At 34.6% G+C, this 13,785-nt stretch carries 14 protein-coding genes; 8 read left to right on the forward strand and 6 right to left on the reverse strand.

Annotated elements, in window-relative coordinates; genetic code table 11:
* Positions 1–23: 23 nt before the first annotated feature.
* The 3 genes from gloB to NNJ73_RS02945 all read left to right on the forward strand — a co-directional run bounded on the left by gloB (position 24) and on the right by NNJ73_RS02945 (position 2,365).
* Positions 24–785, forward strand: a complete 762-nt coding sequence (gene gloB, locus NNJ73_RS02935) for a hydroxyacylglutathione hydrolase (protein ID WP_254492645.1) — start codon at positions 24–26, stop codon at positions 783–785.
* A gap of 2 nt (positions 786–787) precedes the next feature.
* Entirely contained in the window at positions 788–1,276 is a 489-nt protein-coding gene (locus NNJ73_RS02940) for a hypothetical protein (RefSeq protein WP_254492646.1), read from the forward strand.
* A gap of 621 nt (positions 1,277–1,897) precedes the next feature.
* A complete protein-coding gene (locus NNJ73_RS02945) occupies positions 1,898–2,365 on the forward strand; it encodes a hypothetical protein (protein WP_254492647.1) in 468 nt (155 codons plus the stop codon).
* 22 nt (positions 2,366–2,387) lie between these two features.
* On the opposite strand, the gene NNJ73_RS02950 is transcribed toward NNJ73_RS02945, so the two are convergent.
* From NNJ73_RS02950 to rho, 6 genes are all read right to left on the reverse strand, one after another.
* Positions 2,388–3,284, reverse strand: coding sequence for a ParB/RepB/Spo0J family partition protein (locus tag NNJ73_RS02950; protein WP_254492648.1), 897 nt, complete (start codon positions 3,282–3,284; stop codon positions 2,388–2,390).
* A 38-nt stretch (positions 3,285–3,322) separates the two neighbouring features.
* Entirely contained in the window at positions 3,323–4,120 is a 798-nt protein-coding gene (locus tag NNJ73_RS02955) for a ParA family protein (protein ID WP_005774319.1), read from the reverse strand.
* A gap of 13 nt (positions 4,121–4,133) precedes the next feature.
* Positions 4,134–4,775, reverse strand: coding sequence for a 16S rRNA (guanine(527)-N(7))-methyltransferase RsmG (gene rsmG, locus NNJ73_RS02960; protein ID WP_254492649.1), 642 nt, complete (start codon positions 4,773–4,775; stop codon positions 4,134–4,136).
* Positions 4,775–6,643 (reverse strand): tRNA uridine-5-carboxymethylaminomethyl(34) synthesis enzyme MnmG, encoded by a 1,869-nt coding sequence (mnmG, locus tag NNJ73_RS02965; protein WP_254492650.1) that lies wholly within the window; start codon positions 6,641–6,643, stop codon positions 4,775–4,777. Before mnmG ends, rsmG begins: the two co-directional genes overlap by 1 nt.
* Before the next feature lie 106 nt (positions 6,644–6,749).
* Positions 6,750–8,057 carry a tRNA uridine-5-carboxymethylaminomethyl(34) synthesis GTPase MnmE gene (gene mnmE, locus NNJ73_RS02970; RefSeq protein WP_254492651.1) on the reverse strand — a complete coding sequence of 436 codons (1,308 nt, stop codon included), beginning with the start codon at positions 8,055–8,057 and terminating at the stop codon, positions 6,750–6,752.
* A gap of 31 nt (positions 8,058–8,088) precedes the next feature.
* Positions 8,089–9,354, reverse strand: coding sequence for a transcription termination factor Rho (gene rho, locus NNJ73_RS02975; protein ID WP_005774324.1), 1,266 nt, complete (start codon positions 9,352–9,354; stop codon positions 8,089–8,091).
* Positions 9,355–9,912: 558 nt separating this feature from the next.
* Between rho and NNJ73_RS02980 the strand changes: the two genes are divergently transcribed.
* Genes NNJ73_RS02980 through dnaQ form a run of 5 tightly spaced genes read left to right on the forward strand, consistent with a single transcriptional unit; the run spans position 9,913 to position 13,507 of the window.
* Complete coding sequence (locus NNJ73_RS02980) at positions 9,913–10,737, forward strand: pyruvate, water dikinase regulatory protein (protein WP_254492652.1); 825 nt, start codon at positions 9,913–9,915, stop codon at positions 10,735–10,737.
* A 12-nt stretch (positions 10,738–10,749) separates the two neighbouring features.
* Positions 10,750–11,346 (forward strand): Maf family nucleotide pyrophosphatase, encoded by a 597-nt coding sequence (locus NNJ73_RS02985; protein WP_254492653.1) that lies wholly within the window; start codon positions 10,750–10,752, stop codon positions 11,344–11,346.
* Positions 11,339–12,211 carry a shikimate dehydrogenase gene (locus NNJ73_RS02990; protein ID WP_254492654.1) on the forward strand — a complete coding sequence of 291 codons (873 nt, stop codon included), beginning with the start codon at positions 11,339–11,341 and terminating at the stop codon, positions 12,209–12,211. Before NNJ73_RS02985 ends, NNJ73_RS02990 begins: the two co-directional genes overlap by 8 nt.
* Positions 12,208–12,795: a dephospho-CoA kinase gene (gene coaE, locus NNJ73_RS02995; RefSeq protein WP_254492655.1), complete on the forward strand. Its 588-nt coding sequence runs from the start codon at positions 12,208–12,210 to the stop codon at positions 12,793–12,795. Before NNJ73_RS02990 ends, coaE begins: the two co-directional genes overlap by 4 nt.
* A gap of 4 nt (positions 12,796–12,799) precedes the next feature.
* On the forward strand, positions 12,800–13,507 hold the full coding sequence (gene dnaQ, locus NNJ73_RS03000) for a DNA polymerase III subunit epsilon (RefSeq protein ID WP_254492656.1): 708 nt from the start codon (positions 12,800–12,802) through the stop codon (positions 13,505–13,507).
* The last annotated feature ends 278 nt before the right edge of the window (positions 13,508–13,785 follow it).

Here is a 13,785-nt window from a genome sequence, read left to right on the forward strand (position 1 = left end):
GTGCACTGTTCAGGAGAAAAGACATGTTGATTGAACAGTTTATCTGTCGAGAAGATAATTTTGGTGTACTCATTCATGATGAAAAAAGCGGTATAACAGCCGCAATCGATGCTCCTGAAAGCGCAGCAATTCACAATGCTTTAAAGCGTCGTAATTGGACACTTAACATTATCTTTGTGACTCACCATCATTATGATCACGTAGAAGCCGTAGCAGAATTAAAACAAGTGTACAACGCTATGGTTATCGGACCAGAAGCAGAAAAAGAAAAAATTCATCACCTTGATCAAACACTTCAACCTGATGAAAAAATTTTTTTTGGCTCCCATACACTTTTAGCTCTTTCAACCCCTGGCCATACCCTAGGAGCACTATCTTATTATTTTCCTGAAAAAAAATTACTCTTTGCTGGAGATACACTTTTTTCACTTGGCTGTGGACGTCTATTTGAAGGAACAGCCGCACAAATGCTAAACTCTTTAAAAAAACTTCGTCAACTTCCTGACGAAACACTTCTTTATTGTGGACATGAGTACACAAAAAATAATGCTTTTTTCGCATTGACACTTGATCCAGGTAATCAAAAACTTCAACAAAGAGCAGAAGAAGTTTTTTCATTACGTGCAAAAAACGCTATGACTCTTCCTGTCACATTAGAGCAAGAAAAAGCAACAAATCCCTTTCTTCGTTGGGATGATCAAGCAATCAGAAAAAATCTTTCAATGAAGAATGCTACAGATGAAGAGTTTTTTGCTGAAATTCGAAAAATAAAGGATAATTTTTAATCATGTTTAAATTTCTACTGTTCTTTCTTTTCCTTTTTCCTTTTCTATCATATGCTCAAGAAACAAAGCAAGAAACGGATAACCCTTCCCTTACATTACCTCTCATTGCCAATTATCCCTTAACAGAAGATTTTCTTTTAAAGCTGGAAAAAGTCGAAAAAGAATGTAAGATTTTACTTCCAGAAATAAAGAATAACCCCATCACTTATGACTCTAAGACTCACTCTAGTATTGAAAATTACACGGCCTATATTTCTAATAAACCAAAACTCATGGATATTTTAGAAAAAAATAATCTTACACCTAAAGATTTCGCTGCTAGCACCTTAGCACTTATAGAAATATCAATGCTTCTTGCATTTGTACCCGAAAAGGAATATTCATTTGAAAAAAATATTATATTTCTAAATAATCTTGAATTTGTTAAAAAGCATTTTTACAAAATAACGACTCTTTTAGGAAGCTGTGAAGAATTCATGTTTAAAAACTAATCAATTATAAGCTGTCGGAAAATATCTTTCCATTTTTTATATAAGTCAAAATATTGATTTATAATGGTAATTTTTCTTTAATTCATATTATATTAGAATTTTAAATACCATAGATTCTCTTATTACAACTCTCTCTCATTTTAAAACAATCACAACCATCCGCTTGCATATTATAAGCAGAGCAGTCCGTGTGAAGTGAAACTCTATAACAAAAATATCTTTTATGAATCATCTTAAATGCCAAGAGCTTATCGCAGCAGATTGTGGGAACTATCAAAGAATGTAATGATATAGCTTACTCCTTCATAAGCATAAAAATTGGAATCCTATAATTTTCTATTATTCATAGTACCTTATCACAGAAACCATCATGAAATGGGCTTGAAAAAGCCTGGAAAATATCTTTTTTAAATAAGCGTGTGAATTGGAAACCAGTGGCATTTTATTTTTCATGAGGAATCGTGCCCCTATTAAAGAATGGTTCATTTAAAAATCATCATATTTTTACCATTCCGAACAATTACCTTATTTTCGGTTATATTTATAAATGATTTTTCTAAAAATAAAGAACAATAAATGAAAAATCTTTATTGAAATTCGTACAAGAAAAGGTATTTGATTATGTTTAAATTCATATTATGTTTTATTTTCCTTTTTCCTTTTGTATTACACACTCAAGAAAAAAAGCAAGAAATGGATAATTCTTCTCTTATATCACCTCTTGTGGCCAATTATCCCTTAACAGAAGATCTTCTTTTAAAGCTGGAAAAAATTGAAAAAGAATGTGAAAATTTACTTCCAGAGCTAAAAAAAGAAAATACAAAAAGTGGTTTTACCACTGATAACGATCATCTTGAGGAATATATCACTTATATTTCTAGTAAACAAGAACTCGTAAATATTTTAAGAAAAAACAATCTCACACCCAGAGATTTTACTATTAGCAAACTTGCACTTCAAGCAACATTAATTGTGCTTACAAATGAAGAAACTTTTCCTCATGAACAAAATATTATACCTTCAAGTAATATTGAATTCGCTAAAGAACATATGTATAGAATGATCAAAATTTTAAAAGGGAATTGTTAAAAAGGTCTTTAAAAATAATTGATTAACTTTGTAAACGACGACAAATTTCATCTAATTGTTCTAATGAAGAATAATGTATTTTTAAATCACCACCTTTTTTACCATGCCGAATGATAACTTTCATTCCAATGACATCTGCAAGTAATTTTTCTAAAGATTTTGTTTCTGCATTTTTTTCCATGACAGTACGTTTTTTAGTTTTAGGATTAGCTTGCTCATAGGCAAGTATTTCTGTTTGACGCACAGAAAGCCCTTCACGGATAATTTTTTCAGCTAACTCTTGTGGATTATCAACGGTTATAAGACACCGTGCATGCCCAGCGGAAAGTTGCCCATCGGTTAAAAATTGTTGTACTTTTTCTGGAAGTTTTAACAAACGAAGCGTATTAGCAACATGACTACGACTTTTCCCAATAACGTGTGCTAAATCAACTTGTGTATAATCATGTTCATTCAGGAGCATCTCATATCCCTTTGCTTCTTCAATAGGATTAAGATCAGCCCGCTGAACATTTTCAATAATAGCCAATTCCAAAGCGGTTTTATCATCCACATCACGAACAATAACGGGTAATTGACTTAAATTTGCACGTTGTGCAGCACGCCAACGTCGTTCACCCGCAATTAACTCAAACCGATGGGGATGATCTTTTAAAGGTCTTACAACAACAGGCTGAACCACACCGTGCTGACGAATTGATTGTGCCAAATTATCAAGCTCTGTTTCAGTAAAATGACGCCGCGGATTATGAGGATTACATGAAATAGATTCAAGAGGAACAAATCGTTCGGAAATACTACTGGATTCGGTTAATTTATCAAAACTTGATGAACGTGCAAGATTATTGTTTAAATTGATATCGCCAATTAATGCTGCTAATCCACGTCCTAGTCTTTTTTTTGAGAGATCATCATTCATAATTTTTCTCTTTAAACCTTTATATATTTTTTATATTTCTAAGCAGCAGCGCGTGCTTGTTTTTCACGTTGAATCATTTCTGATGCTAAACGTAAATAAGCTTGGCTCCCAGCACATTTGAGATCATAAAGCAATACAGGTTTACCAAAAGAGGGTGCTTCTGATACTCTTACATTTCGTGGAATAACAGTACGATAAACTTTGTCTCCCATAAAAGAACGTACATCTTCAACAACTTGATTTGAAAGATTATTCCGTCCATCATACATAGTGAGAACAATACCTTGGATTTCTAAAGATGGATTAAGAACAGATCGCACTTGTTTTACTGTTTCAAGCAATTGACTTAAACCTTCAAGCGCTAAAAATTCACATTGCATAGGTACCAAAACGGAATCCGCAGCTCCCATAGCATTCAGTGTCAGAAGGTTAAGTGATGGTGGACAATCAATTAAAATATAATTGAATTTTTTTTCCATTTCTGGATCATCGTATAGAGCTTTACGCAAGCGTCGTATACGGTCTTGTGATGAAGAAATTTCCATTTCTACACCTAAAAGATCAAGTGTAGAAGGAACGATGTAAAGATTGGGTACAGCTGTTTTTAAAGCCGCTTGTGTAATTGAAACTCCAGAAACCAGAACATCATAAGACGACAAAGGACGACTATTACGATCAATTCCCAAGCCTGTACTTGCATTACCTTGTGGATCAACATCCATAATAAGGACATTTTCACCAATGGCTGCTAAAGCTGTTGCAAGATTAATTGCTGTGGTTGTTTTTCCGACTCCACCCTTTTGGTTTGCAATAGCGATAATTCTTGTTTCGCTCATTTTGCTTTACCCTCTAATATGATCGAATATGAGAAATTTCTAAAATAACAGAATTTTCATCAACTTTACTTTTATGTTTTAACAGATCAAAGTGCCAATTGGCAGAGGCATTTTTTATTTCTGCAGCGTAATCCCGACCTTTTTGCAAAAGAGCGATTGTTTTTTCTGTTAATAAAGGAAAAATAAGCGGTAAAAGAACATTGAGCGGCGCTAATCCCCGCGCCGTTATAATATCGGATATGGGAATTTTTTGATATACATCTTCAATTCTAGCATGATAAACCGTTGCAGGAAGATTGAGTTGAGCAATAACTGTTCGCAAAAAAGCAACTTTTTTTCCATTACTTTCAACAAGATTAATGTGCCCTGTTCCTTTTTCTTTCAAAAAGATAGCAATCACAATTGCGGGAAAACCTCCTCCTGATCCTAAATCACACCACTGTAAAGAATGATTATACAAAGGAAAAATTTGTGCTGAATCTAAAATATGCCGTATCCATAGATCTGGTATTGTGGCAGAAGATATCAAATTAATATGCGCATTCCATTGAAGTATTAAAGACTCAAACTGAATTAAATTTTCCATCGTTTCACGTGAAACAGAAGGAACTATATTTAATAATTGCTGATATTTTTGTTCTGTAGAAAAATCCATTAAGCTGTTTTAGCCTTTTCACGTCGTTGACGTTGAATATATGTAATAATAAGAGATAACGCGGCGGGTGTCATACCATCAATTTTTTGTGCATCGGCAATTGAACGCGGCGACATTTCTTTAATTTTTGATTTAAGCTCATTTGAAAGACCTGAAATTGCCTGAATATCAAGAGATGGAGGAATTTCTAAACGTTCATCCCTCTGAAGAGAAGCAATATCTTGTGCTTGTTTATCTAAATAAACCGCATATTGTGCTTCAATTTCTAAAGATTCCACTGTTTTAGAATCAATTGTTTTTAATTGTGGCCAAAAATGTGAAAGACGCTCTAAAGTCATATGAGGATAAGCAAGAAAATCATAAGCCGAACGTTTAATTCCATCATGATTCACATGTAATCCATGAGCAGAAGCTTCATTCGGTGTTAAAAAGAGATTTTGGCATATTGATCGTGCTTGATCAAGCCGTTGTTGCTTTTTCTGATAACAATCCCACCTTATTTTACTGATAATCCCCCATTCTTGTGCCAAAGGTGTCAAACGCGTATCAGCATTATCAGATCGTAAAGATAAACGAAATTCAGCACGTGATGTAAACATTCTATAAGGTTCATAAACACCACGTGAAACCAAATCATCAACCATAACACCAATATAAGCCGTAGAACGACTTATAAGTATTTCATCTAATTTACCCACTTTACGTGCCGCATTTAATCCAGCTAAAAGGCCCTGTGCTGCCGCTTCCTCATATCCTGTTGTCCCATTAATTTGTCCTGCTAAAAACAAACCTGCTAAAGAGCGTAATTCTAAACTTCTCGTTAATTGTTGCGGATTGACAAAATCATACTCAATAGCGTAACCAGGTTGTAAAACTGTAGCATTTTCCAATCCTTCAATGGTTTTCAATAGGGAAATTTGTATGTCTTCAGGAAGAGAAGTAGAAAGACCATTTGGATAAACCGTATCATCCTTTAATCCTTCTGGTTCTAGAAAAATCTGATGTCCATCACGTTCCCCAAATTTAACAATTTTATCTTCAACTGAGGGACAATAACGAGGTCCTAATCCTTCAATATTTCCAGAATATAAAGCAGAACGGTGAATATTATCACGAATAATTTGATGTGTTTGCGCATTTGTACGTGTTATTGCACATTCAATTTGTGGCTGTTTAATTTTCTCTGTTAAAAGAGAAAAAGGAACAGGTTTTTCATCGGCTTGTTGTTTTGGAAGACGATCCCAATCAATTGTTTTTTTACTCAGACGAGCAGGGGTTCCTGTTTTTAATCGTCCAAGTTTTATAGAATAATTTTTCAAACGTTCAGCAAGTTGCACACTTGAGGGATCTCCCATACGACCAGCAGCCCACGTTTTATCACCAATATGAATAAAGCCATTTAAAAATGTTCCCGTTGTTAAAACAACAGCACCAGAAAAAATTATTCCTTGTTTTTTTAAAACAACACCTGTTACACAATGATCTTTAATAACAAGATCAATAACTTCATCTTCAATAAGCTTAAGATTTTCTTGTTCTTTTAAGAGCTTTTGAATGGCTTCTTTATAAAGTTGCCGATCTGCTTGTGTCCGTGGACCTCTTACTGCTGGTCCTTTACGTCGATTAAGGAGTCTAAACTGAATTCCAGCAGCATCTGCTGCACGTCCCATGAGACCATCTAACGCATCTATTTCACGAACTAAATGCCCTTTTCCAAGTCCTCCAATAGCAGGATTACATGACATTGTTCCCAATGCTGATATTTTATGTGTCACAAGTGCTGTATGTGCTCCTACACGCGCTGAAGCTGAAGCTGCTTCACAGCCAGCATGACCACCACCAACAATGATAACATCATATGATTGCATTTAATTCATTCCATAGAAAATAATTCTAAGGTTTCACGTGAAACAAACATAAATTACATAATCTTTAAAATCTGTCTATAAAATAATTAATGTTTCACGTGAATCATTATTTACCAACACAAAACTCTGAAAAAATAATATCAAGTAAATCTTCAACATCAATATCTCCCGTAATTTTTCCAAGAAAATCACTTGCACGACGGAGATGTTCTGCACGTAAACTGAGATCAAGAGAATGATAATTGAGAGAATTTTCAATTTCCTTAACAGCTTCCTTTAAGAGTTGAAGTTGTCTTTTTCGCGCCGGAACAAGGTTCCCAACTTCAGAAGCACGATGATGACAAAATAATTCAAGTGCTTTGATAAAACAATCAAAATTTAAACCCGTTAATGCAGAAAATTGTATAGACCAGCACTGGTCATTTTTTTTATAAAGATCAAGCTTATTACCAATATGCCATATTTCAGCCGATGTTTCTGGTAAATCGACTTGCTTAGGATTTCCTATATCATAAACCAAAATAACCAAATCAGCTTCTCTAACATGCTGTTTAGCAACTTCTATTCCTAATTGTTCTACCTTATTTTCTGTTTTTCTAAAACCAGCAGTATCCGTTAAAAAAATAGGTAAACCAGCAAGAATAAGCCTCATTTCTAAAGCATCACGCGTTGTCCCTGCTTCTTCCGTTACAATAGAAACAGATCTTCCTGCAAGACGATTCATAATGCTTGATTTTCCAGAATTTGGAGCCCCCGCAATAACAATTTTTAATCCATCACGTAAAATACTTGCACGCTCTCCTTCAGCAATATGTTCTCGAAGAGAAATACAAAGATCTTCCACATCTTTCCAAATTTTATCAGATATTGTGTTGGGAATATCTGCTTCATCAGCAAAATCAAGTTCTGCTTCAATAAAAGCACGCGCTTTCATAAGCTTATGGCGCCAATCACGATAAAGTGTCGTTAAATGTCCACTTGTCCCCATCACCGCTAAACGCCGTTGACTCTCAGTTTCTGCTTCTATTAAATCAGCCAAACCTTCTGCTTGAACAAGATCTAATTTCCCTTCCATAAATGCACGACGTGAAAATTCACCTGCCTCAGCCATACGGCATCCAGAAAATGTAGATAATTCATCAAGAAAACGATTAACAACTGCTTTTCCGCCATGCAAATGGAATTCTGCACAATCTTCTCCTGTAAAACTATGAGGAGCGGGGAAAAAAACAGTTAAAGCAGAATCTAAAAAACTACCATCACGAGCAGTAAGATTTCCATGATGCATAAAGCGCGCTTTAGGTAAACAACCACAAAGCGTTTTAACTACATGCACAACATGAGGACCAGAAAGCCGAATGACTGCAACCCCTGAAGGTAACAATCCACTCGAAACAGCAAAGATTGTATCCACAGGTTCTATCCTAATAAAAACTTTAATGACTCTATGTATTCATTGAATCAAAAAATTCACTATTGTTTTTTGTTTGCTTTAATTTATCAATCAAAAATTCAATTGCATCTGTTACATTCATAGGCGCTAAAATACGACGAAGAACAAAAATTTTGTGTAAATCTTGTCGTGCGACTAAAAGCTCTTCTTTACGCGTTCCTGACTTCAAAATGTCCATAGCAGGGAAAATACGCTTATCAGCAACTTTTCGATCAAGAACGATTTCCGAGTTACCAGTTCCTTTAAATTCCTCAAAAATAACCTCATCCATACGGCTTCCTGTATCAATCAAAGCCGTTGCAATAATGGTTAAAGATCCACCTTCCTCAATATTACGTGCAGCACCAAAAAAACGTTTTGGACGCTGCAAAGCATTTGCATCCACACCACCTGTCAAAACCTTACCTGAAGAAGGAACAACCGTATTATATGCGCGCCCCAAACGTGTAATCGAATCCAGAAGAATAACAACATCACGACCATATTCAACAAGGCGTTTGGCTTTTTCAATGACCATTTCTGCCACTTGTACGTGACGTATTGCAGGTTCATCAAAAGTAGAAGAAACGACCTCTCCTTTTACTGAACGCTGCATATCTGTAACCTCTTCTGGTCGTTCATCAATCAAAAGAACAATAAGATAACATTCAGGATGATTAGTGGTAATAGAATGAGCAATATTCTGAAGGAGAACTGTTTTTCCCGTACGAGGTGGTGCAACGATTAATCCTCTTTGTCCTTTTCCCAATGGAGATATCAAATCAATCACGCGCGATGACATATCCTTCTCTGTAGGATCTTGTATTTCCATTTGGAAGCGTTCATTTGAATAAAGAGGGGTGAGATTATCAAAGTGAATTTTATAACGAATTTTTTCAGGTTTTTCGAAATTAATTGTATTAATTTTAAGAAGAGCAAAATAACGTTCCCCTTCTTTTGGGCTTCGTATAGGGCCTTCGATGGTATCGCCTGTTTTTAGAGAAAATGACTGAATTTGTGAAGGTGAAAGATAGATATCATCAGGTCCAGGAAGATAATTAGCATCAGCAGATCGCAAAAATCCAAATCCGTCTTGTAAAACTTCAACAACGCCTTCTCCTATAATTTCTACATCTTGTAGAGCAAGTTTTTTCAAAATTGCAAACATTAATTCTTGTTTGCGCATAAGGGAAGCATTTTCAACTTCTAATGTTTCAGCAAAAGAAACAAGTTCGACGGGATTTTTGCTTTTAAGTTCTTGTAGTTTCATTTTTTGCATGAAAGATGCTCTTTAAATTTAAGGAGAGAATTATCCTGAACATGGAGATTTGTAGAATGAAATATTCTCAAGAAAAAGGCATTTTACACTCGATTTTTTCAATCTGCAAGTACCATTTATATGAAAATTTATTCGTGTAATATTAAGAATATTATATAAAAAATAATTAAATACTATTTGTATTTAATTATTTTACAACAAAAATATGAACTTAAGCTATATAGCACTAATGAAATTCCATTCAAGAGTATTTTTTTCCAAAACTTTTTATTAATAAATTTATATTAAAGGTAAGGATTCTTTTTATTTAAAACTGTGTTTAGTGTGAATTATTAGTTACACTTCATTTATCCTCAATTTTATCCACAAAAGAGAGGATAAAAAGAATAAAAATAACACTATCTTAAAGATATTATCCCCTCTTTTTTCTCATAAGCAGCGTTCAATTATCACAAGGGATTTATTTGTGCATAATAATGGAAGATTTTTTCTAAATTTTAGTTTTATAAAAAAGCATAAAGATATATACACATGTCTTAACAAGGAGTTAAAATTTTTGTGACAAAAGAAAAAAAATCCTTTCATTTACACATGCTTTCTGATGCAACGGGGGAAACTTTAATCTCTGTTGGAAGAGCTGTAGCATCCCAGTATACAATGAGTCAGGCAACAGAACATATCTATCCTATGATTCGTAACAAAATACAGTTACAAAAAGCTCTTGATGAAATACAACAAGAGCCAGGTATTGTTCTTTACACAATAATTGATGAAGAACTTAAACTTCTTCTTCAAAAAAGATGCGAAAAAATAAAAGTTCCCTATATTGATATATTACATCCTGTTTTTAATGCTTTTCAGTCTTATCTCGGAATGCCAACTCATTTACGTGCGAGCGCACAACATGATCTTAATGCTGATTATTTTCGCCGTATTGAGGCATTGGATTTTACGATAGAGCATGATGACGGACAATCTTGCAGTAGCTTATCTGAAGCAGATGTAATCCTTGTAGGAATTTCAAGGACCTCTAAAACGCCAACAAGTATCTATTTAGCAAATCGGGGGATCAAAACGGCCAATGTCCCTCTTATTCCTAATATTGATTTACCAGAATCCCTTTTAGAGGCAAAAAATTCTTTAATTATTGGTTTAATTGCTTCAGCTGAAAGAATCTCACATATTCGCCAAAATCGTGATTTGGGAGAAGGTTTTGCTCTTGATAGTTATACAAATCGTATTAACATAGCTGAAGAATTAATCTATGCAAAACGCATTTGCGAACGTTTTGGTTGGCCTATTATTGATGTCACAAGGCGCTCTATTGAAGAAACTGCAGCGGCAATATTTGAATTTTTATCACGATTTCGTGAAGGAAAATGAGAGAAAATTCTCATGAACACAGAGACATTAATATTAGCATCTCTTAGTTTTTATCGTGCACAATTATTAAAAAAAGCAGGTTTAAATTTTTTAATTGAAGGAGCTTCTTTTGATGAAAGAGAAGTAGAAAAAAAAGCAAAAGAAAAAACACCTAAAGAGCTTAGCTGTTTTCTTGCGTGTGCAAAAGCAAAAAATGTTTCAGATCGTTTTCCTGATGCTTTTGTTATTGGTTGTGATCAAGTGCTTGATTTGGAAGGTCAAGTTTTTCATAAAGCAACAAATATTAAGGAAGCACATCAACGTTTATGCGAATTATCAGGAAAAACACATTCTCTTCATAGTGCAGTAGCTTTATTTAAAAATGGTCAAAAAATTTGGGTTGAAGCTTTTAGTGCACATATGTCCGTACGTTTACTTTCATCAAAATTTATTGAACGTTATTTAGTGCGTGTAGGAAAAGATATTTTAAACAGTGTGGGAGTCTATCAAATTGAAGGGGAAGGGATTCAACTCTTTGAAAAAATTGATGGAGATTTTTTCACTATTGTTGGTTTACCTTTGCTCCCTCTACTCGTAAAATTACGTCATTTAGGGATTATCGATGGTTGACTTAACAATAAAAAAAACAAATTATCCCCGCGCTTTTGTTGTTGGTTTTCCCATTCATCATTCAAAATCGCCAAGAATTCATAATTTTTGGCTTAAACAATATAATTTACAAGGGGAATATCTTGCACAGGAAGTGTCTTCTGAAGAGTTCAACCATTTTATTAGTTCTTTACAAAAAATGGGCTTTTGTGGAGGAAATATTACTCTACCTCATAAACAGGAAGCCTTTCGTCTAGCAGATTATAAAGATGAAACAGCAACAATAATTGGTGCGGCTAACACACTTTGGTATGAAGGAGATAAACTCTGTGCCACAAATAGTGATGCCTATGGTTTTAGCGCTAATCTTGATGATTTTGCATCTGATTGGGAAGGGGAAACAGCTCTTGTCTTTGGAGCAGGTGGTGCTGCACGCGCTATCCTCTATGCTTTAAAAGAACGCGGATTTGAACAGATTTATTTAGTTAACCGTACAAAACAACGCGCTGATAATTTAGCCCAACATTTTGGAAAACCTATTAAAGTCTACGATTGGCATAAGGTCCATGAAATACTTTATCAAGCTGATTTGATTGTTAATACAACGTCCATTGGCATAAAAAATCCAGAAGAAGAAAATGATCCTTTTTTTTGTGATTTTCATAAAGCAAAAAAAACGGCATTAGTAACAGATATTGTTTATACACCATTGATAACCCCTTTTTTACAACAGGCAAAAGCTTGTGGTCTAAAGACTGTTGATGGGTTTGGGATGCTTCTCCATCAGGCTGTTATAGGTTTTGAACAGTGGTTTGGAATAAGACCACAGGTAACAAAAGCATTACGGGAAGCTATTTTAGAGGATATGAGTGAAGAGAGAGAATGAAGATCATAGGATTAACGGGATCAATTGCTATGGGAAAATCAACAGTTGCTGATTTTTTCAAGCAAGCGGGTATTTCTGTTTTTAGTGCTGATGAGGCGGTACAACAGCTTTATAAAAGTGAGCCAGCTTTGTCGCGCATAGAGCGTATTTTTCCTGGTGTTGTTGAAAACGGTGAAGTTAATCGTCTGAAACTTTCTGAAATTTTGATTGATGATAAGGAAAAATTACAAACATTAGAAAAAATAATTCACCCTTTGGTGCAAGAAAAAGAAAAAGAATTTATTGATACAGCGCGCTACCAGGGGGAAAAATTAGTTATTCTTGATATTCCACTTCTGTTTGAAAAAAATGGTGAAAGTCGTGTAGATAGCGTTATTGTTGTTTCTGCTCCACCAGAGATACAAAAAGAACGTGTGATGATTCGCCAAGGAATGAATGAGAAAAAATTTGCCTTTATCAATGCGAGGCAAATGTCGGATGAAAAAAAACGAGAACGTGCTGATTTTATTATTGATACAGGGAAAGATTTAGAGAATACACGTCAACAGGTTTTTGATGTGATAAAAAAATTGCTAAAGAATTGAAGTTATGCGGGAAATTATTTTTGATACAGAAACAACAGGTTTAGATAAAGAGAAAGATCGCATAATCGAAATTGGTTGTGTAGAAATGGTTGATCGTTATCTTACAGGGCGCCAGTTTCATGTTTATTTAAACCCTGAAGGCGTTATTATTCCTGATGAAGTTGTAGCAATTCACGGATTAACCAATGAACGCTTAAAAAACGAGAAAAGTTTTAGTGATATTGTTGATGAATTTTTGGAATTTATCGATGGTGCGACTATGATTGCGCATAATGCCAGTTTTGATATAGGTTTTATTAATGCAGAATTAAAACGCGTCAATAAGCCGCTTATCAGTGTTGATAATATTCTTGATACATTGGCTATGGCACGGCGTAAATTTCCTATGGGTCCTAATTCTCTTGATATTTTATGCAAACGTTTTGGAATTGATAACAGCCATCGTGTTCTTCATGGCGCTTTGCTTGATGCGGAGATTTTGGCCGATGTTTATATTGAACTGATTGGTGGAAAGCAGGGCGTATTGGGTTTTGAGAACAAAAGGAATGTTGATGAACATACCCAAAATGATAAAGATACATCTTATGCAGTTAAATCTCGTCCACAGGCTTTACCTTCAAGATTGACTGCACAGGAAAAAAGGTTGCACGCTGATTTTATCAGAAAAATGGGTGAAAAAGCTCTGTGGAATAACTTCAAAATTCATGAATAACATCCCTACTTTATCTTTAAAAAAGTTACTTAAGATTAGGAATGAAAAATACGGTTGTCAAAAAAACGGTCGTTGTGGGGAGGGGAACACCACAACGACCCTGTCGCTACATTGTACCTCAGCTATCATAGGAGGAGCAAAATGAAAGCTATTAATCCTGTAACAGCAAAGAAAAGCTCTAGGTACATAATATAAAGTGTAACGACTTCATGTCTTATGAAAAGAAAAAATGGCTTTTTAGAGGCAAAATGAAAAAATTAAAATAAAAATGAAAAAAA

This window comes from Bartonella sp. B1099 (assembly GCF_944801835.1).
Lineage (GTDB): Bacteria > Pseudomonadota > Alphaproteobacteria > Rhizobiales > Rhizobiaceae > Bartonella.

What these genes read in the sequence shown, in the direction of transcription:
- gloB (WP_254492645.1), top strand. Translation starts at nt 24, where the DNA reads ATGTTGATTGAACAGTTTATCTGTCGAGAAGATAATTTTGGTGTACTC.
- NNJ73_RS02940 (WP_254492646.1), top strand. Translation starts at nt 788, where the DNA reads ATGTTTAAATTTCTACTGTTCTTTCTTTTCCTTTTTCCTTTTCTATCA.
- NNJ73_RS02945 (WP_254492647.1), top strand. Translation starts at nt 1,898, where the DNA reads ATGTTTAAATTCATATTATGTTTTATTTTCCTTTTTCCTTTTGTATTA.
- NNJ73_RS02950 (WP_254492648.1), bottom strand. Translation starts at nt 3,284, where the DNA reads ATGAATGATGATCTCTCAAAAAAAAGACTAGGACGTGGATTAGCAGCA.
- NNJ73_RS02955 (WP_005774319.1), bottom strand. Translation starts at nt 4,120, where the DNA reads ATGAGCGAAACAAGAATTATCGCTATTGCAAACCAAAAGGGTGGAGTC.
- rsmG (WP_254492649.1), bottom strand. Translation starts at nt 4,775, where the DNA reads ATGGATTTTTCTACAGAACAAAAATATCAGCAATTATTAAATATAGTT.
- mnmG (WP_254492650.1), bottom strand. Translation starts at nt 6,643, where the DNA reads ATGCAATCATATGATGTTATCATTGTTGGTGGTGGTCATGCTGGCTGT.
- rho (WP_005774324.1), bottom strand. Translation starts at nt 9,354, where the DNA reads ATGCAAAAAATGAAACTACAAGAACTTAAAAGCAAAAATCCCGTCGAA.
- NNJ73_RS02985 (WP_254492653.1), top strand. Translation starts at nt 10,750, where the DNA reads ATGAACACAGAGACATTAATATTAGCATCTCTTAGTTTTTATCGTGCA.
- NNJ73_RS02990 (WP_254492654.1), top strand. Translation starts at nt 11,339, where the DNA reads ATGGTTGACTTAACAATAAAAAAAACAAATTATCCCCGCGCTTTTGTT.
- coaE (WP_254492655.1), top strand. Translation starts at nt 12,208, where the DNA reads ATGAAGATCATAGGATTAACGGGATCAATTGCTATGGGAAAATCAACA.
- dnaQ (WP_254492656.1), top strand. Translation starts at nt 12,800, where the DNA reads ATGCGGGAAATTATTTTTGATACAGAAACAACAGGTTTAGATAAAGAG.